Source organism: Spirochaetia bacterium 38H-sp, assembly GCA_039023545.1.
In the GTDB taxonomy this organism is placed as follows: domain Bacteria; phylum Spirochaetota; class Spirochaetia; order Winmispirales; family Winmispiraceae; genus Rarispira; species Rarispira pelagica.
Map to the genome: position 1 here is coordinate 133,310 of JBCHKQ010000003.1, position 25,192 is coordinate 158,501.

23 protein-coding genes and 1 riboswitch are annotated in these 25,192 nt (G+C 39.0%); of the genes, 15 read left to right on the forward strand and 8 right to left on the reverse strand.

The window, feature by feature from the left end; translation table 11 throughout:
• Positions 1 to 62: 62 nt before the first annotated feature.
• From WKV44_07390 to WKV44_07405, 4 genes are all read right to left on the reverse strand, one after another.
• Complete coding sequence (locus tag WKV44_07390; protein ID MEM5948365.1) at positions 63 to 1,079, reverse strand: LacI family DNA-binding transcriptional regulator; 1,017 nt, start codon at positions 1,077 to 1,079, stop codon at positions 63 to 65.
• Between the two features lie 221 nt (positions 1,080 to 1,300).
• Complete coding sequence (locus WKV44_07395) at positions 1,301 to 1,684, reverse strand: hypothetical protein (GenBank protein MEM5948366.1); 384 nt, start codon at positions 1,682 to 1,684, stop codon at positions 1,301 to 1,303.
• Between the two features lies 1 nt (position 1,685).
• Positions 1,686 to 3,668, reverse strand: coding sequence for an excinuclease ABC subunit UvrB (gene uvrB / locus WKV44_07400; protein ID MEM5948367.1), 1,983 nt, complete (start codon positions 3,666 to 3,668; stop codon positions 1,686 to 1,688).
• A gap of 123 nt (positions 3,669 to 3,791) precedes the next feature.
• The gene (locus tag WKV44_07405) at positions 3,792 to 5,009 is read right to left on the reverse strand and encodes a trypsin-like peptidase domain-containing protein (GenBank protein MEM5948368.1); all 1,218 of its coding nucleotides are present in this window, start codon (positions 5,007 to 5,009) and stop codon (positions 3,792 to 3,794) included.
• A 223-nt stretch (positions 5,010 to 5,232) separates the two neighbouring features.
• Between WKV44_07405 and WKV44_07410 the strand changes: the two genes are divergently transcribed.
• The 9 genes from WKV44_07410 (at position 5,233) to WKV44_07450 (ending at position 14,409) form a co-directional block, all read left to right on the forward strand.
• Positions 5,233 to 6,516, forward strand: a complete 1,284-nt coding sequence (locus tag WKV44_07410) for a bifunctional ornithine acetyltransferase/N-acetylglutamate synthase (GenBank protein MEM5948369.1) — start codon at positions 5,233 to 5,235, stop codon at positions 6,514 to 6,516.
• 218 nt (positions 6,517 to 6,734) lie between these two features.
• Complete coding sequence (locus tag WKV44_07415) at positions 6,735 to 7,709, forward strand: MoxR family ATPase (protein MEM5948370.1); 975 nt, start codon at positions 6,735 to 6,737, stop codon at positions 7,707 to 7,709.
• Between the two features lie 8 nt (positions 7,710 to 7,717).
• Positions 7,718 to 8,596, forward strand: coding sequence for a DUF58 domain-containing protein (locus tag WKV44_07420; GenBank protein ID MEM5948371.1), 879 nt, complete (start codon positions 7,718 to 7,720; stop codon positions 8,594 to 8,596).
• Complete coding sequence (locus WKV44_07425) at positions 8,593 to 9,468, forward strand: hypothetical protein (protein MEM5948372.1); 876 nt, start codon at positions 8,593 to 8,595, stop codon at positions 9,466 to 9,468. Before WKV44_07420 ends, WKV44_07425 begins: the two co-directional genes overlap by 4 nt.
• The gene (locus tag WKV44_07430) at positions 9,465 to 10,463 is read left to right on the forward strand and encodes a VWA domain-containing protein (GenBank protein MEM5948373.1); all 999 of its coding nucleotides are present in this window, start codon (positions 9,465 to 9,467) and stop codon (positions 10,461 to 10,463) included. The genes WKV44_07425 and WKV44_07430 overlap by 4 nt, the downstream gene beginning before the upstream one ends.
• A complete protein-coding gene (locus WKV44_07435) occupies positions 10,460 to 11,443 on the forward strand; it encodes a VWA domain-containing protein (GenBank protein MEM5948374.1) in 984 nt (327 codons plus the stop codon). Before WKV44_07430 ends, WKV44_07435 begins: the two co-directional genes overlap by 4 nt.
• Positions 11,428 to 12,027 (forward strand): tetratricopeptide repeat protein, encoded by a 600-nt coding sequence (locus tag WKV44_07440; GenBank protein ID MEM5948375.1) that lies wholly within the window; start codon positions 11,428 to 11,430, stop codon positions 12,025 to 12,027. Before WKV44_07435 ends, WKV44_07440 begins: the two co-directional genes overlap by 16 nt.
• A complete protein-coding gene (locus tag WKV44_07445; protein ID MEM5948376.1) occupies positions 11,976 to 13,985 on the forward strand; it encodes a hypothetical protein in 2,010 nt (669 codons plus the stop codon). The genes WKV44_07440 and WKV44_07445 overlap by 52 nt, the downstream gene beginning before the upstream one ends.
• Positions 13,963 to 14,409: a Smr/MutS family protein gene (locus tag WKV44_07450; protein MEM5948377.1), complete on the forward strand. Its 447-nt coding sequence runs from the start codon at positions 13,963 to 13,965 to the stop codon at positions 14,407 to 14,409. The genes WKV44_07445 and WKV44_07450 overlap by 23 nt, the downstream gene beginning before the upstream one ends.
• Here the strand turns inward: WKV44_07450 and infA are convergent.
• Entirely contained in the window at positions 14,394 to 14,612 is a 219-nt protein-coding gene (gene infA, locus WKV44_07455) for a translation initiation factor IF-1 (GenBank protein MEM5948378.1), read from the reverse strand. The genes WKV44_07450 and infA overlap by 16 nt on opposite strands.
• 147 nt (positions 14,613 to 14,759) lie before the next feature.
• On the opposite strand from infA, the gene WKV44_07460 reads away from it, so the two are divergent.
• Both WKV44_07460 and WKV44_07465 read left to right on the forward strand, forming a co-directional pair.
• Positions 14,760 to 15,125, forward strand: coding sequence for a TraR/DksA family transcriptional regulator (locus tag WKV44_07460; protein ID MEM5948379.1), 366 nt, complete (start codon positions 14,760 to 14,762; stop codon positions 15,123 to 15,125).
• 63 nt (positions 15,126 to 15,188) lie between these two features.
• Positions 15,189 to 15,584: a hypothetical protein gene (locus WKV44_07465; protein ID MEM5948380.1), complete on the forward strand. Its 396-nt coding sequence runs from the start codon at positions 15,189 to 15,191 to the stop codon at positions 15,582 to 15,584.
• Here the strand turns inward: WKV44_07465 and WKV44_07470 are convergent.
• Positions 15,568 to 16,236 carry an MBL fold metallo-hydrolase gene (locus WKV44_07470; GenBank protein MEM5948381.1) on the reverse strand — a complete coding sequence of 223 codons (669 nt, stop codon included), beginning with the start codon at positions 16,234 to 16,236 and terminating at the stop codon, positions 15,568 to 15,570. The two genes, WKV44_07465 and WKV44_07470, sit on opposite strands and share 17 nt — an antisense overlap.
• 38 nt (positions 16,237 to 16,274) lie before the next feature.
• Between WKV44_07470 and WKV44_07475 the strand changes: the two genes are divergently transcribed.
• Complete coding sequence (locus WKV44_07475; GenBank protein MEM5948382.1) at positions 16,275 to 17,165, forward strand: hypothetical protein; 891 nt, start codon at positions 16,275 to 16,277, stop codon at positions 17,163 to 17,165.
• 10 nt (positions 17,166 to 17,175) lie between these two features.
• Here the strand turns inward: WKV44_07475 and WKV44_07480 are convergent, their stop codons facing one another.
• Together WKV44_07480 and metE are read right to left on the reverse strand one after the other, a co-directional pair.
• Positions 17,176 to 18,645: a DEAD/DEAH box helicase gene (locus WKV44_07480; protein ID MEM5948383.1), complete on the reverse strand. Its 1,470-nt coding sequence runs from the start codon at positions 18,643 to 18,645 to the stop codon at positions 17,176 to 17,178.
• A gap of 130 nt (positions 18,646 to 18,775) precedes the next feature.
• Positions 18,776 to 21,034, reverse strand: coding sequence for a 5-methyltetrahydropteroyltriglutamate--homocysteine S-methyltransferase (metE, locus tag WKV44_07485; GenBank protein ID MEM5948384.1), 2,259 nt, complete (start codon positions 21,032 to 21,034; stop codon positions 18,776 to 18,778).
• An 89-nt stretch (positions 21,035 to 21,123) separates the two neighbouring features.
• Positions 21,124 to 21,296: riboswitch (cobalamin riboswitch) on the reverse strand.
• 150 nt (positions 21,297 to 21,446) lie between these two features.
• Here metE and WKV44_07490 point away from each other — a divergent pair.
• The 3 genes from WKV44_07490 to WKV44_07500 all read left to right on the forward strand — a co-directional run bounded on the left by WKV44_07490 (position 21,447) and on the right by WKV44_07500 (position 25,152).
• Positions 21,447 to 22,043 carry a hypothetical protein gene (locus WKV44_07490; GenBank protein ID MEM5948385.1) on the forward strand — a complete coding sequence of 199 codons (597 nt, stop codon included), beginning with the start codon at positions 21,447 to 21,449 and terminating at the stop codon, positions 22,041 to 22,043.
• Positions 22,044 to 22,169: 126 nt separating this feature from the next.
• Positions 22,170 to 24,353, forward strand: coding sequence for a lytic transglycosylase domain-containing protein (locus tag WKV44_07495; protein ID MEM5948386.1), 2,184 nt, complete (start codon positions 22,170 to 22,172; stop codon positions 24,351 to 24,353).
• Positions 24,354 to 24,360: 7 nt separating this feature from the next.
• The gene (locus tag WKV44_07500) at positions 24,361 to 25,152 is read left to right on the forward strand and encodes an undecaprenyl-diphosphate phosphatase (protein ID MEM5948387.1); all 792 of its coding nucleotides are present in this window, start codon (positions 24,361 to 24,363) and stop codon (positions 25,150 to 25,152) included.
• Positions 25,153 to 25,192 lie beyond the last annotated feature (40 nt).

Sequence of the window (25,192 nt, forward strand, 5' to 3'; positions counted from 1 at the left end):
GTAGAAGAAAATAAGGCCTTTGTTTACGAGTGGCGCAGCGACGACGTTCGGTATAATATTTTTTAGATTTCTGTTATGCTTTCTCCGTCTACAAACGGTATGTCAAATTCTATCCGAGAAGGGGGGGGGTCTCTTTTTTCCAGTATATCTATAAGAATCTCTGCGGCTGTTCTGCCCATATCTACGAGGGGTTGTGCCATGGTTGCAAGGCTGGGGTGTACTACGCGGCTTTCCGGGGTACAGTCAAAGCCTGTTACAGATAGGTCCTCAGGTATCTTTATGCCCAACTCGCGTGCACGTCTTATTACCCCGAGTGCCATGGAGTCGGTACCGCAGACTATGGCTGTAGGACGGCTTTTGCGGGAGAGAAGAGTATCCAGTGCCTGAGCGCCGCTTTCTTCTGTAAAATCTCCATAATATAGCCAGTCAGGATCGAAGTCGATATTGTTTTCTCTTATGGCCTCCTGAAAGCCTGCAAAACGCTCTTCCATGTGGTATGTCCTTATTGCGGAGTGCAGGAAGCCTATTTTTTTGTGACCAAGTTCTATAAGGTGCTGTACCAGTGTTTTCATTGCTTCACGGTTTTTTGAGTCCACTACTGGTATATCTGCTGATATTTGTTTTTCTCCTACTATACAGCAGGGTATTTTCTTCTCCTGAATTGTTTTTATTTCTTTCTCAGTGAAGTTTGCCGAGAGAAATATCAGACCGTCTGCTTTTTTTTCAAAAAACAACCTGAAAAACGGAAAATCGTTTTCTCCGTGCCGCCTTTGGGTTGATATCAATATGTCAAATCCTCTGTTTATTCCCTCCCATTCTATTCCTCTCAAAAGACCGATAAAATACGGGTTTGATTCCAACCCTATGTTGTTGGCAAGAGGTGCTACTATTCCTATACTGCCTATTTTGCTGCTGGATAGGCTTCTTGCTGCACTATTGGGATGATAATCTAGTTCTTCTATTATTCTAAGAATTTTTTTCCTTGTTTCTTCTTTTACATTGGGGTTTCCGTTGATTACACGGGATACGGTCATAACGGATACACCTGCCCTTTTTGCGACTTCTTTCTGGGTTATCATCCATCCTCCCCGATACAAGACATCCTATCACTTTGTTTTCTGATGATATTATGGCTTATATTATAAATACATATTGTTCTGTGATAAAGTCTTTTTCTTTGCGTTGGCTTTATTTTATCTGTTTTTGCATTATTTACTCTAGAAATTTACTACCAGATACTATAAGTCTCATATATGTAATGTTATATGTTTTTTGCTATTTTTGTCGTTTAAAAACGATACTATTTCCTTTCTTCTATTTCTCCCAGTAGTACTTTGGAGCGGTATTGTGCCTGCAGAAAGAGAGTGTATAATGACACATCCTTTTTTTCTATCCACACAATTTCGGTCCCTTTTAGAATGGGAATTCTGTTATTTGCTTCTGTTCCTTCTATCTTGTAAATATCACCGCGTCTTACAAACCAATTGACATGGTCGGTGTCGGAGGCCAGATATATCCTCGCATATGCTGTCTCAACAACTGCCCATTGTAGTTCCTGATAAAAGGGAGGCGTGTCCGGAAGCTCAAGGTATTCCGGCATGCTTTCTTTTTTTGCACAGGAAAAAAGGCTTATAAGTAATGTTATTATTAGAATTGTGGCTTTTGTACATGTCTTAACTGACAATTTACATCTCCTTGAGTTTTTCTATCTCATCTCTGAGTATTGCGGCCTTTTCAAATTCGAGGTTTTTTGCATGTTCAAGCATCTCTTTCTTAAGAAGTGATATCAGCTTCTGCCTTTCTTTTGCTATCAGTATGTTGTATCCTCTTTTTAGGACTTCTATTTCTTCTTTCTGAGATTCTTCTTTTTCTTTTCTCTTTCTTATGAGTATATCCTGTACTGATTTTTTTACTGTTTCCGGAGTTATGCCGTGTTCTCTGTTGTATTCCTCCTGGATTCTTCTTCTTCGCCTTGTCTCTTCTATGGCTCTTTCCATTGCATCGGAGACTTTATCTGCATACATTATAACCTTTCCGGCTGCATTCCTTGCTGCTCTGCCCATGGTCTGGATAAGGGATGTTGTCGATCTTAGAAAGCCTATCTTGTCTGCATCAAGTATTGCAACAAGCGATACTTCCGGAAGGTCAAGTCCCTCTCTTAGAAGGTTTATACCCACAAGGACATCAAACTCACCCGCTCTAAGGTCTCGTAGAATCTCCACCCTCTCTATTGTTTCAACCTCAGAATGCAGATATCTCACTTTTATTCCCAAGGATAGAAGATAATCCGTAAGGTCCTCTGCCATTTTTTTTGTAAGTGTTGTTATAAGCACACGCTCTTTCTTTTTTACCCTCTCGGTTATCTCTGCATAGAGGTCATCCATTTGTCCTTCTGTAGGCCTGACCTCCACCTCAGGATCTAGCAATCCGGTGGGTCTTATAATCTGCTCCACAACCTGTGAAGAACGCGAAAGTTCCTCCTGCTCCGGTGTTGCGGACACATATATTATGGTCGGAACAATACTGTCAAACTCTTCATATCTAAGCGGCCTGTTGTCCAGTGCGGAAGGTAGTCTGAATCCATATTCTACAAGCGACTCTTTTCTTGAGCGATCACCGGCATACATTGCTCTTAGCTGAGGTATTGTAACATGCGACTCGTCTATAAATGTAAGAAAATCATCTGGAAAATAATCTATAAGAACAGCAGGCCTTTCTCCTGGTTTCCTTCCCGATAGTGGCCTTGAGTAGTTTTCTATACCGGAGCAGTAGCCAAGCTCTTCCAGCATCTCAAGGTCGTATTCTGTGCGCGACTTGAGCCTTTGAGCCTCCACAATCTTACCTTGCGAAGTAAGCTCCTCATAACGTGCCTCAAGTTCTTTGCGTATGTCGTCAAGTGCCATTCTTATCTGAGTCTCAGGCATGACAAAGTGCTTGGCAGGATAGATAAAAAGCGTATCTCGCTCTTCCAGAACCTCCGCGCTGACTGGATGCAATACGCTTATACGTTCTATCCTGTCCCAATCAAGCTCAATCCTGTATACATGCTCAAGATAAGCGGGATAGATATCTATAACATCCCCCCTTATCCTAAAGGCCCCACGGGACAAAACATTATCATTGCGCTCGTATTGCAGAGAAACAAGCTTTTGTTTGAGCTTTTGCAAATCAAAATCCTGCCCTTTATCCAGCCTTATACGCATCTCTTTAAACATTCGCGGATTACCGAGACCATAGATACAGGACACCGTTGCAACTACAATAACATCCGGTCTCTCCATCAGACTTGTTGTGGCAGACAGACGCAGCCTTTCTATCTCCTCGTTGATATCTGCATCCTTTTCTATATACAAATCCCTGGATGCCACATAAGCCTCTGGCTGATAATAATCGTAATAAGAAACAAAGTACTCAACCGCATTATCAGGAAAAAACTCCTTAAACTCCCTATACAGCTGAGCCGCAAGAGTTTTATTGTGAGAAATAATAAGAGTAGGCTTCTGCACCTCTTCTATAATCTTTGCCATGGTAAAAGTCTTACCGCTTCCCGTAATCCCCTTGAGAGTCTGTCGTGTATAGCCCCTCATAACCCCGTCTGATAGGAGACGGATAGCCTTACCCTGATCACCTGCTGGAGAAAACGGAGAAACAACCTTAAACTCAGGCATAAAACCTCACAAACACGGACATTTACAAACCATACCATAAAAAATATAAAATACCGAACGCACGAGACGCACTTGGTGCAGTAAAACACAGGAGAAAACGCGTCTCGTGCTGCCTGCGGCACATTAATCCCAGGAAAACTTATCTGGCCTCTTAGATAGCATCACCTTTAAAGTAAGTTTCTTGTTTCCCCTTACTACAATAACATCCACAACATCGCCGGGCTTATTGTCTTCCAAAGCAGCATACATATCGGCAAGAGTAGCAACAGCCTGGCCATCTATACCTACAATAATATCCCCGCCAAGATATATTATGCTTCTTCCGTATCTTACTGCATTATCCTGAGAACCACCCCTTATCCCTGCCTTTTCTGCATAACTGCCTCGCTCTACCTTTGAGACAAGTATGCCGCGGTTTACGGTAAGATTTGCGTATTTAACAAGAGAAGGAAAAAGCTGTACAGGCACTATGTCTATCCATCCACGTTCTACGTGGCCCTTTGTTATGAGCTCGGGAACAATACGGCGAGCAGTATCCACGGGTACTGCAAAACCCACACCCACTGAGCCGCCGGAAGGAGAATAAATCATAGTATTTATCCCAATCATCCTCCCTCTGCTGTCAAGAAGAGGGCCTCCTGAGTTTCCAGGATTAATGGAAGTATCTGTCTGAATCATTCCCTGTATAATAAGCCCAGAGTCTGTTTTGACAGGCCTCCCCAGAGCGGATACAACTCCGACTGTCAAAGTCCTCTCCAAACCAAAGGGGTTTCCTATGGCTAACACTTTTTGACCTACTTTGAGGTCAGATGACTCTCCCATGGGGATGGTAGCAAGCTCCTTTTCTCCCGCATCAAACTTGAGTACAGCAAGGTCGTTCTCAGGATCAACTCCTACAATCTTACCTTCGTATTGGCTGTGATCTGCAAGAGATATATATATCTTGTATGCATCCTTTATAACGTGATAGTTGGTTAGCACATATCCTCTTTTGTCTATGATTGAGCCGCTTCCTGTTACACCTTCCTGAGGAACAGGTTCCAGAAACCAGTTGTATCCTACGGTCTCTGTTGTAATGTTGACTACTGCTTCGTTTCTCTGTTCGTATATGCTTATGTTTTCCAATTCATCCTGACTGTACCTGCCGCTGTTCTCGGCAACTGGCGTCACATTTGTTTCTGATGGTGGTATGCTGATAATTGTCTTATCCTCTGCTTGCGTCTTAGAACCGGTCTGAGATATGCCTTTTCCTACCCTGATACCTATTACTGTGCTTATTGAAAACAGTACTACTATTGCTATCACTATGAGTGTACGAGCGGATATGTATATGCCTCTCATCTTTTTCTCCTCTGTTTTATCAATATAAAGAGAGAATCCTTTTTTGCCAAGCTTGCAGTATATCTTTGGGATTCTGTTTTTTATATGCCGCAGGCAGGAGTCCCAGTGCAGTTCTTGCTTGGTGCTACTATATGTGGCGCTGGGACGACGTTCGGTTTTATTTTTTTGTTAAAAAGGGCTTGTGCGTGTTTTTTTATGGGAGTAGTATAGCTCTGGAGGTCATATGGACGAGTTTTGGCGCAAGCTTGTGTTTTCTTCTGAGGCTGAATATCTTGAGTTTTGTTCTTCTTATGCGGCTTTGCCTGTGGGCTTTTCTGCTGCAACATGCAGGTTGGATTTTGCTCCTGAGGAGAGACCGGATAGACGGCTTCTTATGGATTTGTCTTTTGTGCGCTTTGATGGTGCAGCGTATTCCTGGACTGCACTTTTTACGCGTAATGCGGTGTGCGGTGTGCCTGTCGCCATAGGTAAAGAGCGGCTTGGTAATCCACTGGAAGGTTTTGTTATCAACAATCGTATCGCCAATGTGGGAACCGCAGAGGGTAGAAAGCGGGCTTTGGCTGTGCTTGATGCATTTTCCAGCGTATCTGGTGTGCCTTCCGCAAGGCTGCTTCCTGTGTCCACAGGTATAATAGGTTGGGAACTGCCTTATACTGCGATGAGCGATAGGGCTTCCTGGCTTGTATCTCAGCTTGGATCTATTGACGGGCTTGCGCTGGCAAGGGCCATAATGACAACTGATTCATATCCCAAGCTCATATCTTTGCCTCTTGGCGAGGGAAAACTCTGGGCTATGGCAAAGGGAGCGGGGATGATAGAGCCCAACCTTGCCACCATGCTTGTTTTTATCTTTACGGATGTAAAAATAGAACAATCCGATATGGATGAGGTATTGATAGAAGCTGTGGATATGAGTTTTAACAGAATATCTGTAGACGGAGACCAAAGCACAAGTGACAGTGTTTTTTGCGTTTCCACGGGAGTTTTCCCGGCTGTCAGCAGAGACGAGTTTGCAGAAGCTCTCAATACTGTATGTGCCTACCTTGCCGAGCAGATTGTGAGAAACGGCGAGGGTACGTCTCACGTTGTAAGAATGAGCGTATCAGGATGGGATGATAAAACCTGTGTAGATATAGGCAGAGCAATAATAAACTCCGAGCTGGTAAAAACTGCAATATATGGAAACGACCCCAACGTAGGCAGAATCGCAGCGGCCTGCGGAGCATACTGCGGTAAAAATGCAATAGAATGCGATCCATCCAAGATGAGGATATATCTTGGCACTGAGCTTGTATATGATAAAGGCAAATTTTTGCTTGATAAAGAAAAAGAAGCGTTGCTGTCATCACTTTTAAGGGACTGCTATATGCCGCCTGATAAGACTTGGCCTCCTCACTTTAAGTATATGGACATAAGGCTGGAATATCCTGGCAGGGGAAAAGCAATCCTTTGGGGAAGCGACCTCAGTCACCAGTACGTGCATATCAATGCTGATTATCGTTCATAAAAATCATACCGAACGGCCGGCTCCATCCCACAGGAATTATATGTATAGCACAGGCTGCGAGCCGGCCTGCCTGCGGCAAATATCGGGAAAAACAGCAGGGGAGACATAAAGCAGGGCATAAGCGTAGCAATTTTATAACTAGCAATATTGAAAGCAATACGACATACGTATAGAATAAAAAACCAAAAAAAGTATAGACAAACATAAAGGGGTACAATGTGGCAAACATCGAGAGCAAAATAACACGAGCAAAAGAACAGATAGAAGCCTGCAGAAACGAGTTTAAAAAATCCGTAGTAGGACAGGATGCAATATTCGACGGTCTTATTATGGGAATGCTTACAGGCGGACACATCCTTTTGGAAGGAGTCCCCGGACTTGCCAAGACCCTTGCAGTAAAAACATTTGCTTCTATTATGGACGCAAGCTTTAAGAGAATACAGTTTACGCCGGATCTCTTGCCTGCAGACCTCACGGGAACGCAACTTTACAGACAACAAACAGGCGATTTTGCGGTGAGAAAAGGACCCGTGTTTTCCAATGTAGTTTTAGCGGACGAGATAAACCGTGCACCAGCAAAAGTGCAGTCCGCACTTCTGGAAGCAATGCAGGAAAAACAAGTTACAATAGGAGACAACACATACAGCCTGCCGGAGCCCTTTCTTGTTCTTGCCACCCAGAACCCCATAGAACAGGAAGGAACATATCCCTTGCCAGAAGCACAATTGGATAGATTCCTGTTAAAAGTAACAGTAGGCTATCCCGAGCATAAAGAAGAACTTGAGATACTTAGAAGAAAAGGTGTAGAAAAAGAAGAAAGAATAAACCCAGTTTTATTTAAAACTGATATAAAAAGACTCAGAGAAGTTGCAGAATCAATAGCCGTAGACAGCAGTATAGAAGAATACATAGTATCCCTTGTTGCAGCAACAAGAGTAAGGTCAAAATCAAGAACATCCTATGCCAGATTTATAGACTTTGGCGCATCACCAAGAGCAACGCTTGCCCTGTACAGATGCTCTAAGGTTAAGGCACTTATGCAGGGAAGGGACTACGTGGTCCCTGATGATGTAAAAGAAGTAGCCTATTCTGTATTGAGGCATAGGATTGTGCTTTCCTATGAAGCAGAAGCAGAAGAAAAAAGCTCCGACCAGGTTATAAAAAGCATACTGGAAACAGTACCAGTACCATAGGAAATAACATGGATCCCTATCGTTTAAAAGCTAGATTAAAAAAGCTTTCTCTTTTCTCTGATATAATAATACAGGGACTTTATGCAGGTAATTATAAATCCCTATTCAGAGGACAGGGGATGGATTTTCAGGAAGTTAGGGATTATGTTCCTGGTGATGATATAAGACATATAGACTGGAATGTGACTTCCAGGTTTGGCACACCTCATACAAAAGTCTTTAGAGAAGAAAAAGAGCTCAACCTGTTTCTGCTGGTTGACTCCTCTCTTAGCATGCAATCCGGTACAGGTATATATACCAAGTCGGAAATGGCAGAAATATTATTCTCTATATTCTCTCTTGCGGCACTGGAAAACGGAGATAAGGTAGGAGCGCTTTTCTTTGGGGAGTCTGTTCATCACAGTATAAGTCCCAGAAAAGGGAAGACGCATATCCTTGCACTTATAAAAAACTTCTCTCAGCATGGTCACGGGAAAAAGGGATCAGATATAAGCCTTGCATTAAAAACAGCACGAGAATTATTGAAAAGAAGGAGTATGTGCATATTGATATCCGATTTTAGAAGCCACGGATTTCTATCAGATCTTTTCCTTCTTAAGGCACACCATGACCTCATGCTTGTAAGAGTGACAGATAAGACTGATTATGAGCTTCCTTTCTCAGGACTTGTAAAACTGCAAGATCCGGAAACAGGAGAAAAGTTACTTGCTCACGGTGCTTCTCAGTATTTTAAAAATTCCTATACAAAAGAATGGGAGAACAGTTCTGCTCTTCTTACGGAAGAAAGCAGAAAAAATAGAATTCCTTTGTTTGAAATATCAACAGAAAGTGACCCTGTAGAAGAAATAAAAAGATTCTTTTCCATAAGAAAGGGCAAGAGACTATGAGAAGATTGATTCTTATAGTTTTTTTTGCGGCTCCGTTCTTCTTATTTGCCCAACAAGAAATAATAAGCAGAAATTTCCTGCCGGCCGAATTTTATGTAGGAGATACTGTTGAGCTCAGACTTCTTATATCCGGACTTGATGAGCAAAATATGGAAGAGGCTCGCATACCGACCCTGGATTGGGGGCTTATAAAATCCATAGAAAAAAAGAAAACAGGTTCACATACTATCGTTTCTATAATCTTTGTACCATATCAACCAGGAAGACATTATATACCTTCCATATCCTTTGGCGACTATACATTGGAAGAACAGGAGGTGATTGTTACCTCTTTATATTCGCTCGGACATACCCAGCCAGAACCATACAGACCTGTTATGATATCAGGTAGGGCAAAGAGTTTTATAGTGTTTTTCTTAGTTTTTTCTGTTATTTTTATTTTGCTTTTATTATCTCTGGTACGGGACAGGTTTCGCATTATCAAAAGACTTTTTATTTATATAAAGCTTTTTTTTGTGAGAAAAACGATGCTTTACAGATTAAATAAGCTTGGAAAGCAAATAGAAACTATAGAAAAAAGAACTTTCTTTGATATCCTTGTGGATACACTGAGACAATTTATGGCTTTGTTCTTTCTTCTTGATATAAGCGCCATGACCAGTAGAGAGATACTCTGTGAAGTACAAAGAAAAGAGATAGATATAGAACCGGAAAAAATAAGAACCATACTACTTTCTTCTGATATGGTAAAATTTGCTCACAAAAATATTAGTTCTTCTGAGTGTCTGGCAGCACTTGATACTCTGTGTGACATAATTAAAAAACATAAGATAATTGTTGATAATCAATTTATAGAGGGATATTCCTCATGATAGGTTTTTCCAATCCTGTGTTTTTATGGCTTCTTATTCCGGCAGCTTTTATATTGTTATATACTTTCAAGTATGGTAAAGGCAGCTTTGTAAGTTTTCCATTTTCCTTTTGGAATAAAAAGTGTGGAATAAAGCCAGGGTTTCTATATGCCTTTTTGTATTATATGTCGGTTATAAGCTTTTTCTCTGCTATCTTGTTTGCCATACTTGCTACGGCAGGTCCATATATAACAGATAATAAGAAGACAGTATCCGATACACCTCCTGTCATAATGATAGCTTTGGATGTGTCACCCAGTATGGGAGCAATGGATGTTCCCGGTAAGCCCAGATTTGAGATTGCAAAACAGGTTATAAAAGATTTTGCCTCAGAATATCCTGGAATATCCCTTGGTCTTGTAACCTTTGGAAACGATGCTGTGCTGGATGTTCCTCCTACTCTTGATAGGAATTTCCTTTTGGATAAATTAAGCGAAAAGCGTGTCTTCTCTCTTGGTGATGGAACTGCCTTGGGAATGGGCTTAGGAGTAGCGCTTCTGCATCTTTCTGGGGTAGAGTCTTCTTATAAAGCGATTATCCTTGTGACTGACGGAAAAAATACAGCAGGAGAAATATTCCCAGAGACAGCAGCTGCTCTTGCAGGAGAAATGGGCATACCTATATATGCTATTGGGATAGGCAGTGATAAACCTGTTAGACTGGATATAGTTGACCCCTCTACGGGAACTAGGTATTCCGGCACTCTGGAAGAAGGTTTTGATAAGGACTTGCTTATGGAAATATCTTCTATAAGCGGAGGGGCTTTTTTCTCAGCATATACTCAGAACTATATAAAAAATATTTTTAGACGTATTGCTTCTCTTTCTTCTGATAAGCAGGAATTAAAATATGTTATAAGCAAAAGGGATATACATTATGACTTTATCTTTTACTCTCTAATCGCTTTTTCTTTCTGGTTATTCTTGTCCAGACTTGTTTTAAGGGAGGTGTTGTGAACTTTGTTTTTCCCTATAGGCTTTACCTCTTGCTGGCAATTATTCCGCTGGCATTTATTTTGTTTTTATCTTCTGTGTATGCATGGAAAACTATAAAGCAACTCAATAAAAAATCAGATGAAGGTAAAAATGCTGGAATTTATATAGCAAGAGAATTTGTATTAAATACTTTTATTCTTCTTGCCTTCTCTTCTCTTGTCTTTGCTTTTTCTGAGCCATATTGGGGAATGAGACCAGAAGCAGAACTTACAAGCAATCTTGATGTTGTTCTTGCCTTTGATATTTCAAGGAGTATGTTGGCAAAAGATATAGGAGACAGTAGATTGGCTGTTGCAAAAGAGATTGCCATAGGCTTTGTAAACTCTATACCTGCAGCAAGATGGGGAGTTGTTGCTTTTAAAGGAAAGGGGAGTGTGGTCTTTCCTGTTTCTCAAGATAAAACAGGAGCACAGGAAGCCATAAAGAATCTTTCTCCATCTCTGTTTAGATCGGGAGGAACTAATATTGCAGAAGGATTGAGTGCTGCTATAAATGCATTCCCATCACAAAGCAATAGGAAAAAGATAGTAATCATTTTTTCTGACGGAGAAAGTCTTTCCGGAGATTATGCTTCTCCCATTGTAAAAGCTATCAATTATAGAATAATAGTATATACCATTGGTGTGGGGACAGAAGAGGGTAGTATTCTCGAAAATAATGATGGCTCTGTACTAAAAAATAGCAGGGGAGAAGTAGTTGTGTCAAAGCTTGATAAAGAGGTTCTAATGCAGATAGCTACTTCTTCGGGAGGCCAATATATAGAAGTTAATTCTGACAAGGCGGTATCTCAAGTGGTTGCATCTATCTCCAAAAAAGCTGATATCACAGAAAATGGCATAAGACTTGTTCCTGCAAAAAGGTATTATATATTTTCTATGCTAGGATTCCTTTTTATGATTCTCTATGCCTTTATAAGAGGAATAAAATGGCAAAATATATAAGGGCATCATTTAAGTTTATTATTTTGTTTTCCTTAATATGTATTTTCCCATCCTGTCAGATTGCGAAAGAAAGCTATATGATGACCAGAGGATACCTGGCGTTTACAAGAGGGGATTATCAGGATGCATTGTTATCGTATCTGGATATAGAAAATATCACTTCTGACTATCATATGCTTTCGTATAATATAGGTGTAATATATCAGGCATTGGACCAGGAAAAATCTCTTAAAAAATGGCTGGAAGCTGAGAAATCTGATAATGCTGCTATAAAGGTTTCTGCCTTATATAATATAGGTCTATATTATTATAATAGTGGGAAGTATCAAGAAGCCTATACATATTTTTTACAGGCTTTAAAAATTTCCCCGGCAGATATGGACATAAAAATAAATTTGGAACTTGCATATCAGCGATTGATAGCAATATCAGGAACCACATCTTCTGCTGATGTAGAAAATAAGAAGCAAAAGACAAGAAGGTCAGAGAACTCATATATTCTACAGTATCTTAAGAAAAAGGAGCAAGACAGGTGGAAATCGGGAGAGCTTACACCGGATGTAAACACCTCAAACGATTGGTAATACTTATAACTTTTTTGTTATCGTGTTTTAATCTGTTATCACTTGATGCTTTTGTGGAGTTGTCAGATACACGTATAAAACGAGCAAGCAGACTCATACTTGATTTGTATGTAGAACGTGTAGAAGGTATAACTCCGGAGATAAAAGAGCCTGAATTTCCTGATATACTCAGCAGAATATCAGGTCCGTATATAAGTCCTGTAAAAAAAGAAAGCAATGGACAGAAAAAAGATTTCTGGCGTTATAGATATACTTTCCAGGGAGTTCGTTCTGGGAGAAGGGTCTTGTCGCCATTTACAATTGTATCGGGAAATATAGAGTTAAAAACATCACCTTTGCTTGTTGAGGTTTCCTATATTAGTGATATAAATAAAGTATCTTTTGATATTGAGTGGAAAGTGCCTGATAAGATTTATAAAGGTCAAAGTTTTTTTCTAGTTCTGTATGTAAAAAATATGGATAAACTTCTTGTTCCTTATAATGTATCTATTGGTGATTTCAAAGGTGTTTTTATAGAGCCTTCTGCTTTTTTCCATGATTTTGTAGAAAATAAGGTTGGTGATATATCTGTTTTTGATATACCCGTCAGAAGTTTTATTGTTACAGCCTTTGATGACATAAGTCTTCCGGAAGTAAAAATAAGTCTGGATGGTGTGACAGAAGAATTAGGTCCTATGGACATAACTGTTCTTGATTCTCCCAATGAGATATCTCAGACTGGGGCCGTAGGGGAGTTAGAATTCTATTATGACATGGATAAGATAGTAATAGATGAAAATTCTACATTTTCTCTACGTATGACAATTTCTGGTACGGGAAATATACCTTATATCTCTTTTCCGGAGATACTTACTGACGATATGATAATTACAAAACAGTGGGAAGATAGTAATGTTGTCACGGATATAGCCGGATATAAAGGTTGGAGAACACGTAATATAGAGTTTAAGCCTCTTAAGACAGGAAGTATTGAGCTTGATTTGCCTGATTTTATTTACTTTTCTCCTGAAAAAAGAGAATTAAAAAGAAAGGGAGGCAAAAAAGTATTTCTCACTGTAAGACCCGTAGACACCGTGGAAAAGGATTTTGAACTTTTGGACTATAAATCCGTATCCGACATGGACAGAAAAGCTTATATTACACATTTATATTTATTCCTTGCTCTGGTGGGAATCTTGGCATTGTTTATTTTCCTTGTTATAAAAAAACCTTATTTATCTGTTTTTATAATGATAGTTGGTATATTGCTGATTTTTATTTTTTTTAAATACGAGGGGATAGATAAAAACAAAATAGACAAAGCTTATTTGCTTGAACAGAAAGCAAAATACGAGGAAGCTCTTTCTTTGTACTTATCTGCGCTAAAAGAAAAGGAAAGTCCAGGACTATTATATAATGCGGCAGTAATATATAACAAAAAACATGAGATAGGAAGATCCTTATTTTTTCTTAAAAGAGCTGAGATTATTTTTCCCAATTTTCCTCAGGCGGAAGCTCTTGTGAAGCATATAGAATCTACTAACAATATTTTATCATTTAAAAGCTTATATGTTCCGTATCCTGTGGATAATGCTTTTGGAATAATGTTTTTATCCGTTTATGTTCTTTATATTTTAGTTTTTATATATTATTTTATTAAAAGAAAGATATATCTTGTGTTTATATTGATATTTTCTACGGTGTTTATTACTTCTCTTTCCTTCTGTCTGTACCCTTCTTTGCTTAAGAATGAAGCATATGCAATAGTTCTTGAAAATTCGAGTGTTTATAAAATTCCTGATTCCGAAACAAAAAAAGAATATCTTTTAAAAGAAGGTTCCGGCGTATTTATAAGGTATTTGCATAATGGTTTCTATCTTATAGAAAATAATTATGGTATTGAAGGGTGGGTTGATGAAAAAATGATAAAACGTATTATACCAGACGGAGAAAAAGATGGCAGAAAAATCATTTTCTGATATATTTGAAAAGTGGGAAAAACTACAGAGTAAAACTAAAAAAGACATCATGAAAAAAGCTCTTGATCTGTATGCTCCTGATAATTCTGTAATGAAAGAAAAAGAAACAGACAAAGAGAAAAAATTATATGAGAGAATAAAGAGAAAAATCAGACCTCAAGCCACACTGGACTTACATGGCTACACTTCCACAGAAGCGGAGCGACTTCTTGCGCAATTTATAAAAAGGGCTTATGAAAAAAGATATCTACAAATATTGATAATACACGGAAAAGGACTGCATTCCAATCGCGAACCTATTCTTAAAAAACTGGTTTATAAATATCTGCAAGATTCACCCTACATAGGTAAGATTTTACAGGCACCCCGAGAACTCGGGGGAAGTGGTGCAGTGTGTGCTTTTATACGTCATCGTTCTCTGTAAATTATTCTCCCACGAGTTAGATCATAAGGAGAGAGAGCAACTTTTACTTTATCTCCGGGAACAATCCTTATAAAATATTTTCTCATTTTACCGGATAGATGAGCGAGTATAGTATGTCCGGTCTCAAGCTCTACTCTAAACATAGTGTTGGGAAGAGCTTCTTTTACGATGCCTTCTACTTCTATTGCTTCTTCTTTTGCCACAAAAACTCCTATTATTAGTGTAAACTTACTATACCGTAATGACTTAAAATTTGTCAAGCATAACTCTATGTTCTCAAAATAAACTGTATTGACTTTTTGGTTCTTTTATTGCATTGTAAGTCGCCAAAAGAGGATAGGAGGTTTCCCTTGGATAAAGCTTTTATAGCGGAGATGAAGAATAAACTTTTTGAGCTCAAAAAAGAAATTCTTTCTAATCTTGCACAGGAAAACGAGGAGCTTGAAGAGCTTCTTAATAACACAGAGGATAAAGATCTTGTTGATATTGCTTCTGCGGATATAGACAGGAGAATACTCAATTCTTTGGAAGGACACGAGCTAAGAAGGTTAAATCTAATAGATTCTGCATTGGCGAGAATAGAGAATGGGAAGTATGGTTATTGTCTCAAGGACGGCAAGCCTATTCCCAAAGAACGACTGGAAGCTATTCCTTATGCTTTGTATTGTCTTGATTGTCAAAAAGAACAGGAAAGAAAGAAAAAATTAAATATATAATGTTAAAATAATAAAAATATAAAGCTTCCTCCTGTGATTCCGATAAAAAACGCAGGAGGAACTATGATTTTACATAGTATTCCTGTTACAAGATTACCAGCTATAAAGTATCTTAATTCATTTTCCTCTGCATTGCCTGTTACTGTACCTGTGAAGTCACCAGGTCCTGTGATGATAAGGCTTAATAATGTTATAGGTATTCCTGCTGTATCTGATGATCAGGGAGTTTCTCTTGATAAACTACAGATGCTGGATGTTCTTATAGAAAGGTTTAGTAAAATTTCTCATAAGGAAGCCCCAGTAAAGCCTAGGAAGGATTTACCGTCCCCAATTCTGGATGCAATGGTCAAGGAGATGGAATCCCGCTTGCATGCGGAAACTGTACAGAATTTTGCAAACCCAATGGTTTCGGGGACAAAAGAGTTGGCTAGTGCTGTTCTTGTTAATATATCTGCCTGATAAACGAATTATATTCCTTTTCTTTTCCAATTGTAGTTGTTTCTCCATGTCCTGGGTATACAATGGTTTCCTCCGGAAGTCTACATAATTTTGCCAGGCTATAGAATATTTCTTGGGGATTGGAAAAAAGCAGATCTGTCCTTCCTATACTCATATCAAAGAGAGTGTCTCCAGAAAACAGTATTTTTTCTTGTCTAGAATATATGCAGATACTACCAGGGCTATGACCAGGTGTATGGATAATGGTAAGGTTGTCGATTTTGCTGCCTTCTTTTACTGTTACATGTTCTGACATGAGTTGTATGTTGTGAGATATTAGATTCTCATAATCGATGCCCATCTTAGCAAAAAACTTACGATGTATTTCTTCTGCCTTATCGGATATAAAAATAGAATCTTCTTCTCCTATGTATACCGGTGGTATTATGTTTGTTATTTCTTTTAATTTACTTTTTAGATAATTTAAGCCCGCTATATGATCAAGGTGCCCATGAGTACATATTATTGCTCTGATTTTAAGCGATGTATCGATATAATCAATTATCTTATCTGGCTCTGTCCCGGGATCTATTATGTACTGAGAATTATTATTTTCATCAATATATATGTAACTGTTACATCCCAGTTGACCTGATACTATCTTTTTTACCATGATATTTACGATACAATATATTGGAGGAATATTCCATAATGGGTTTTATCCGTCCTTTTCTTGTGTTTTTTTTATTTTATATTCTTATTCCTTGTATTTCTGCCATAATTGTTCATTATAATTGGAATAATTTTAGGAAGAGGTTTATTGCTTCTCTGTCTGTTGTTCCTTCGGATAAAATAAGCGATGGAGTATTTATAAGGAAATTTGGCAGGCTGGAATCTATTGTAAGGAATAGCATCTTATGGGTAAATATAGATGACAATATTTTATGGATTGATACGAGCATAATACCAATCTATTCTCTGGAAACAATTGATGATGACCTTCTTTCATGTAAGAACAATATAAAACAGCTTTCTCCTGCAGAGATGGAGGGGCTTTTTACGGGATTACAGGTTTACGTTTCAGGTGAAATTGTATTGAAAGAAGGGAATTATCACTTGTCCGGAAGTAAGGAAAGTCTTTTCATTCTCTTTTCTGGAAGAAAAGAAGATTTTGTACCCTATGTCATTGCAAAGTCACGTTATTTTAACGAGTTATGGAACCCTGTTACATTATTATCTCTTGGTATAGGTATGAGTATTCTGATTTTATACGGTCTTGTTGTTATACAATCCAACTTTCCTGTTGCAATAATTTCTCTTGCTCTTGCAGGACTTCCTGTAAGTGTTTTTTTCCCTCCTGCTGTATTCTTTTATTATTTTTTTAGAAAGCTTTGGCTAAAGGGAAAAAAGCATATAATAAAAATGGATATCGATAGTTTTGAGATGCAGTTTAGGAATCTAAAAGAGGAGGATTATATAAAGCGATATAGACTAAAAGGCAGCTTGCTATTGGTTTCTGCTATAGTTGTATTTACTTTGGGTATGATTGTCCAATTATATATTATTATTCTTCTTATGGTAAGATTTTTTAATAGTATTTGACTTTATTTATCTATAATTTTTTCTTACCGTAATTTACTGTAAGTTTTTTGCCTTTAAACTCTATGCCGTTAAGGCTTTCTACGACTTTGTCAATTATGGTTTCGTTTACTTCTGCAAAGGAATAGTTATCCATTATTCTTATGTTTCCTATGTCACTCTCTTTTACACCTTCTAGGCTTATGAGGAGATTTTTTATGTCTCCGGGAAAGATTTTTCTGTTCTTTCCTGCTCCTATAAATATGTCTTGCATAGGTGTTATTTTTATATCTTTTGTTTGAAGTATTGTTTTTAACATAAAGCCGGACACATAGGATCTCATGTTTAGAGGTATATTCTTTTTAAAAAGTTTTTTGTATTTTTCGAGTTCTTCCGTATCTTCTTCTTTTATATGTTCCTTTAACCTGCCCAAAAAGCCGGATATTACCTGTTCTATATTGGGGATGTTTTCCTTTTTCATATCAGTCACCACCTTTTTTTTAAGCTCTTCTATATTATTGTCTGTTATGTAGTTGCTTAATATAAAAACAAATGTGCTTGGGGTCCTCGGGCTTAGACAGTTTATTGCCTGGTTATAGTTTTTAATACTTGGGGGGGATGTAAATATTATGGCTTGTGTTGTGTATATGGGAGGGAAATCCTGGCCTTCTTCTATTATTAGTATTTCTATTTCTAGTGAAGAGAATTTTTGTACATTTTTTTCTATTTTTGATTTTACATCGTTTTTAAGAATAGTTCCTGTGGCAATACCAAGTCTTGTGAGTTCTTTGGCGATTTTTTCTACAAGATTTTCTTCTGCATAGCATATTGTTTTTTTTAAGCCATATGCCAAAATAAGAGAAGACACTATAAAGCTTTTATCTTGTTTTTTATCTTCTGTCTCAATGATTATGTTTTCTGTTCTGCTTTTTTTCCACATGGATAGATTAATTATCTGGGGATGCAAAGATAGTTTTTTGAGCTGGTTTTCTGCTTTCTCTATATTGCTGCTGATTGCAATGATGTTGGGTTTTGAGGGGATTTTTGAGATGATAAACTCTATGTCTGCAAAAAATGGCTCCAGACTTTCATTGTCTTTATCGGGGATTTCTATGATCAGAGTATCCACATCTTCCAAAGATAGATTCTCCCGTCGTATATGGTCTATTATTCTCGTATTTGTTCCGCATACTGCCTTGCTGGGAAAGTTTAGTGCTCCTGCTTCTTTACGCGGGCTTGTCTTCCCCCCTATAAATGTGAATGTTCTGTCATTATTGGTATTGGCCTGTTTTATCAAGTCTATTATTCTTGTCTCTGACCATGTTACAAGCAGTCCTTCTCTTTTTATTTTATTTTTTTTGTTTCTAAAGAAATACGCAGGGTATGGGATGATGTTCTTTTCTGTTTCTATGAGAATATCTTTTTTCTTTTCTATGGCTTGTCTTATTTTTGCCGAATCCAGAAAAGAGGAGTTTTTTTTGCTCTGTTGTATTCTGTGCTGCACTATTAAAACCTCAACTTAGCTGTAACCTGTCTTTACCTTATAAAGGCTTGCTTTATTTGTCAAGAAAAGTTTTTATCTAAAAAGAAAGGAGCTGCTAGGCAGCTCCAAAAGATATATTATGTTACCCGTACTATTGTTTTCTCATTTCTTGTGCTGCAGTTACCATGTTTTTTAATGCTGGTATCACTTCTGCCCAATCTCTTGTCTTAAGTCCACAGTCAGGATTTATCCATAGCTTTTCTTTTTTTATGTATTTTGCTGCTCTTTCTATTAGTTTTTTTATTTCTTCTGTTGTAGGAATCCTCGGACTGTGAACGTCGTATACTCCGGGTCCTATATCGTTGGGATATTGATATTCTTCAAATGTTTTTAGAAGTTCCATTTTGCTTCTTGAGGCTTCTATGCTGATGACATCTGCATCCATCTCTGCTATCCAATTTATTATCTCAGCAAAATCGCTGTAGCACATGTGGGTGTGTATTTGTGTGCTGTCTTTTACCCCCGAGCTTGCAAGTCTAAATGCTTTTATTGCCCATTTTAGATATTTTTCTCTTTCTGCTTTTTCCAGGGGAAGTCCTTCTCTAATTGCAGGTTCATCTATCTGAATTATTGTGCTTCCTTCCTTTTCTATCTCTTTGGTTTCGTCGCGTAGCGCAAGTGCTATTTGATATGCGACTTCCTCCATTGACAGGTCATCTCGCACAAAGCTCCACTTGAGCATTGTTACCGGGCCGGTTAACATGGCTTTTACTGGTTTTTTTGTCAGACTTTGAGCGTATTTTATCCATTCTCCAGAAAGGCTTCTGCTTCTGTATATGTCACCGTGTATTATAGGCGGTTTAACACACCTACTGCCGTAGCTTTGTACCCAACCGTTTTGTGTTGTACAGTAGCCTGGCAATAGTTCTGCAAAGTATTCCACCATGTCGTTCCTTTCTGGTTCTCCGTGAACAAGCACATCCAAACCTATTTGTTCCTGTTCCTTTATTATTCTATTTATCTGCTGTTTTATAAATTGTATGTATTCCTGCTTGCTTATTTCTCCTTTTTTATAGAGCTGTCTCTGTTTTCTTATCTCTTTTGTCTGTGGGAATGAACCTATTGTTGTGGTTGGATATAGTGGAAGATTAAGATATTCTTGTTGTATTTTTTTTCTTTCTTCGAAAGGTTTTGTTCTGGAGAACATGTCTTCTGTGAGTTCTTTTATCCTCTTCCTTACACTTTCTATTCTGCTTGCAGGGTGCTGCAATCTTTCTTTTATATGTGATTGATGTTCTTTGATTATGTTTTTATCTTCTTTGCCTTCTAACATCGATGCAAGAAGGCTTATTTCTCTGCATTTTTCTTCTGCAAATGACAGACTATTTTTAAGGTAGGTTTCCAGAAGGTGTTCTGTTCTTAAGCTAACGGGTACGTGTATAAGGGAGCAACTTGACGAGAGAAGGAGTCTGTTTCTTCCCAGTTTGTTTTCTATTTTTTGTATTATTCCAAGTGCCTGATTGAGGTCTGTTTTCCATATATTTCTTCCGTCTATAATTCCTACTGACAATTTTGTATTGTCAGGAATGTTTTTGCTTAGCAGTCTTCTGTAGTCTGTTCTGCAAAGATCTATGTGCAAATATTCTGTCTCTGATGAAAAGAATATTTCTGTGTTTTCTTCCCTGAGTCCGAAGTAGCTTGTAAGCATTATAGGGGGGCGATTTTCTGCTTTTGTTAATATATCATATGCTTTTTGGAATATGTTTTTTTGTTGTCTGGTAAGTTCTGTTGCAAGTATGGGCTCTTCCAATTGTACTAATTCTGCTTTGCCGGCTAATCTAGATAATAATTCTTGGTATGCTTCTATTATGTCATCTGCAAAATCCCATTTGCAGATGTCTGTTTCTGTGCTCAGGCTTATAAAGGTTATTGGTCCGGGAATTGCTGCTTTTACTCTGTATCCGTTACTTTTTGCCAGCTCTGTTTGTTCTTCTATGTGTGTTTTTTCTTTTAGTTTTATGACAGACTTCTTTTCAAACTCCGGTACTATGTAATGGTAATTGGTATCAAACCACTTGAGCATGGCCTGTGCAGGGGTGTTTTCTCTTTTGTATCCTCTTGCAAGGGCAAAGTAGAGTTCTGTGTCTTGTAGACCTGTTTTCTGGAATCTCTCCGGTATGAGCCCCAGGTTAAAAGCCATATCCAGAATATGGTCGTACAAGGAGAAATCACCTGCAGTGATAAGGCTTAATCCTGCTTCTGCCTGTGTTTTGTGGTTTTCTGAGATAAGTTTGTTTTTTATCTCTTTTAGTTGGTGTTCTGTTGTTTGCCCTTTCCAGTATGATTCCAGGGCTTTTTTTAGCTCCCTGTTGGGACCTATTCTTGGAAAGCCGATTACGTGTGTTTCCATAAATGCTCCTTATAATGATATCAGGAGCAATACCTCGCCGGCGCGTACTTTTTTCCAAAGAGTATGCGCATACCTGCCCAAATCGCGAGGCAGTTTTGCTCCTTGGCAGGACGTCTCCTGGCTTCCGGCAATACAGCAGGGGCCTTCCCATCCTGTGGACAGTGACTTGCCTGCAAAAAGCCGATTACAGTGGCGCGTCCGCGACGGATTTTCACCGTCTTCCGTTTCCTGCCTGGTAAAGGCTAATATAGTTTCTATATTTTTTACTGTCAATCTTGTTGCGATTAAACTGGGCAAATAATGGCGACTCAGTGTAAAAATACTATAATGCTTATATTTATTGTCTTATGTTTTTATAAAAATCTTGTTTTGCATTGACAAATCCTGTTCTTGGTTTTAGTCTAAAATCAGGATGATTGGTATATTTCTTGCCGATGGAAAATTTTTCCCTGTTTTGGATGAGTGTTCTGGCGGGGCTAAGCGTCTTGTTATTTCTCCAGTCAGAGAGAATCAGGAGCGTATAGTTGTGTCTGTTGTTCTGCGTTCTGAGTCTGAGGAGCGTTATCTTGGGTCTCTTACTGTTGAGTCTTCTTGTAATGAGGCTATTGTGGAGATGCTACTGCGTAATGGCACCATTTTTACCAGTCTTTCCTGTGGGGATTCTGTATCTAGGCTCAAGGTTTTTCTTGATGATTCTTCCTCGTATTCTATGCCAGATCTAGATATGTTGTCTGCAGAAGAGAAAGATGCTCTTGTGGATGAGATGGTAGTCAGAGGAGATGTTGAGGATGCAGGGGATTTTTCTGAGTGGGAGGATGATACTGTGCAAAAGTCACGTCCGTGGACTTACTGGGTTTTATTGTTTGCTGGTGTTCTTCTTGCGCTTACTGCTTGTCTTGCAATAGCTTATCTGGTTTATGTTGTTTTTTTGCGCAGTGAGCCTGCTCCTCCTATAGTTTTTTCCTCTTCTGCTTTCTTTTTTCCTGTTATTGTAAGTTTGCTTTTATGAGTTTTTCTTTTCTTTAGCCGGAGGCAGCGCAGGGATGCTATGCGTCCCTGCGCGTTCGGTATTAAATTTTATTTTTATTCTTTCTCGGGGGCTGGTAAAATTTCTTTTTCTTGTTAATCTTTGTCTATGAGATTGTTATGGCTTTTGCTTTCTTGTTTTTTGTTGTTCTCATGTCTTTCCGATGATACTTCCTATCAGAAGCCTTTTTCTGATTTTGTTTCTTGGGCTGTTTCTGATTCTTTAGACTTGCCTGCACCTTATACTTATATGTCTTTAGCAAGGGAGATGGAGGAGGCTGCTCCAGGAGGGGCTTTTTTTGCCGCAGCTGTGCTTGAGGATAAGGGGCATAGGGACGGGGCTCTTATTGCTTATTCTTATGCGGCAGAGAAATCTGAGCTTGCTACTGCGCGTTATTTTGCTCTGGAGGCTATTGTTGATATCGCAAGAGAAAAGGGAGATTTTTCTATTGTTGATAAGTATATAAGAGAAAATATGCTTATTTCTGGGGAGTTTTCTTTTTATGCTTCTGCTCTTTTTGAGGCTTGGGCAAGAACTGGAGGTGGAAATCGTAAGTTTCTGGATTCTTTTTTGTCTCGCAGGTATGATTCTTCTTCTTATGTGTGGGCTGCTATTGCGAGGGCTGCTCTTGAAGACAGTTATGATAAAAAGCTTGCTTATTATATAGATGTTTTATTTACTGTTTCTTCCGATAATATTCCGGCTGATTTCTGGTTGTTTTTTAAGCCTTTTTCTCTGCCTGAGACATCTGCTTATGGGCTTCTTTCCCGCGCCGTATATTATTCTAAGATGGAGAATTATACTCTTGCTGTAAGTTATTATAAGAGATATGCAAGTACTGCTCCTATGTTTTCTCCTGTTATTCTCTATGATTTTTACAGGGCTTATAGGCTTTATGGTAGGTTGAGTGAAGGGGCAGAGTATTTTTACAAGCTTTCTTCCTCTGTTTCTGATTATTCTTATGAGCTTCTGGATTATGCTGCAAGGTTGTACCGCTTTTCTGGTGCTCCCAGAGCTTCTACGGCTGTATGGCAGGATATTCTTGATTATCAGCTTTCTCTGTTACCGGACAAGAGGGATACCGCTGTAATAGAACGTGCAGCGTGGTATCTTTTTGCCAATGCCATAAGAATATCGGATGATGCTGTTTTTGATGTTCTTTCTTATCTTACGGAGAAGAATGTCCTTTATTCTGCCTCTGGAGGGGGATTGTTCTCTACTGATATTTTTGCCCCGGAGCTTGATGATTTTATTTCTGTATTTATCCGTGAGAAAAAATGGTATTCTTTGGTCCGCCTCTATTCAGAACTTGAGTTTTCTTTGTCTCCAAGGCATGCTGCTTTGCTTTCTTCTGTCATTCTTCAAGCTGCAGGTGCGGATTTTATGGATTTGTCGGATAGCTTTGCAAAAAAGCTTAGAGAGGTGTTAAAGAAAGCTGCATCGGATTCTCATGTGCATCCGTATTATTTTCTTCTTGCATATCCAAATAGAAATCCTCTTGATTACTACACAGGCTTGCGCACGGATAATGAGGCTTATACGGATCCTGATGCCGATGCGTTTTTAAAAACAGCTCTTTCTTTCTCTTTTCTTCCAGATTTTATTTTGTGGGTAGATAGGCTTTATAAAAGAGTAAGCCCGGATGTGCTTTATTCTGCTGCAAAAAAGCTCAGCTTGAGCGGTAATTATCTGGAAGCCATACGGCTTTTATCCGACATACATGATGAGGGTACAAGGTTATCTTTGCCAGTGGTAAAAGAGCTTATGTATCCTATGCCATATGTGTCCATAGCATCGGAAGAAGCAGAAAAGAGAAGTGTGCCTCTTTTTCTTGTGTATGGCCTCATGCGGGAAGAGAGTCTTTTTACACCTTCTATCAATTCCCATGCGGGAGCCATGGGGCTTATGCAGCTTATGCCGGATACTGCAGAAGAAGAAAGGAAAAAAATTGGGCTTTCTCCAGGCAATCTCAATGCTCCGGGTTATAACATAGCAATAGGTACCTCCTACCTGGCAAGATTGATAGAACGCTTTAAGCTTCCTATGTATGCACTTGCGGCATATAATGCAGGGCCTTCCAGGCTCAACCTGTGGATGAGTTCTTATAAAGATTTGCCACCTTTATTGTGGCTAGAAGCTTTGCCTATACGTGAGACAAGACATTACCTGAGAAAAGTGTTATCATCATCCATATACTATGCAAGCATCTACAAAGGACGTCATACCCGTGATACCCTATTTATGCTGACGGGTACGGATGTGGTTCTTGCACTACATACACAAGGAGAATAGCATGACGATGTACAAAGCAATCCTGTTGGGCGCACTTCAGGGGATAACAGAGTTCTTGCCAGTATCAAGCTCCGGACACCTTGTAATTGCCCAGCATCTTCTGGGGGTAGGCGACATTCCGCTGTTATTTGACGTTTTGCTCCATGTTGCCACCCTTATAGTTGTTTTGGGAGTTTTCTGGAACAAAATAGCACCGATACTCATTTCTCTCTTCCGACTGTTAACTGGCAGTAGAACAGAAGAAGACCGTGCCAACGGCAAACTTGCCCTAATACTGCTCATAGGAACTGCAATAACTGCAGGATTAGGCCTTGTAATAAAGGACCTGCCAATCTTTGCCAATCCACACTTTACATCGGCCATGTTTCTGGTGACAGCAGTCCTTCTTATGAGCACGGCCTTTGCAAAAAAACAGGGTAGAAACCTAAGACAGATAAAAATATCAGATGGAATAATAATCGGTCTTATACAAGGCCTAGCAGTAATTCCTGGTATCTCACGCTCTGGCAGTACAATCAGTGCAGGCCTTTTAAAAGGCATAGACAGAGAAAGCGCCGGCGACTTCTCCTTTTTACTTTTTGTTCCGGCCGTACTTGGTGCACTCATACTGGAGCTCAAAGATCTTGGTCAGCTTGCAACAGACATCCCTTTTAACTACATGCTGTCCGGAATGCTCTCCGCATTTATCGCAGGTTATTATGCTCTGCTTTTTCTTCTGCGTCTTATAAGAGGTGGAAAACTATACCTCTTCTCAATCTACCTTATACCCGTAGGAATCCTTGGCCTGATATACCTATAAAATTATACCGAACGCACAGCCCGCGATTAGCCGCGGACTG